This window comes from Pollutimonas rozaliensis (assembly GCF_048751585.1).
Lineage (GTDB): Bacteria > Pseudomonadota > Gammaproteobacteria > Burkholderiales > Burkholderiaceae_B.
Window position 1 is genome coordinate 1 of sequence record NZ_JAZHOB010000390.1, and the last position, 231, is coordinate 231.

The 231-nt window shown below is 74.9% G+C and carries 1 pseudogene; it reads right to left on the reverse strand.

Features of this window, described 5'->3' with window-relative positions:
• Nucleotides 1-231, reverse strand: a pseudogene (locus tag V0R37_RS23340) (sugar phosphate isomerase/epimerase); the annotation flags it as partial.

A 231-nucleotide genomic window follows, 5' to 3' on the forward strand; every position in this document is an offset into this window, starting at 1 on the left:
CTCCACCAGGCCCGCCGGGCGCTGCGGCCAGGGGTACAGATAGGGCCACAGCAGCGCACCGGAGAAGGTCGCGTGGGCCGCCAGGCCAAGGCGCCGGCTGGCCCGGGCGGCGAGCTTCAACTGGTCGACGGCCCATTCGGTACGCGCCTGCGGGCGGCCCCGCAGCGGCACCGGGGCGAAGTCGTCGAACAGGTTGTCGAACGCCGGGTGCACGGCCACCAGCTGGCCCTG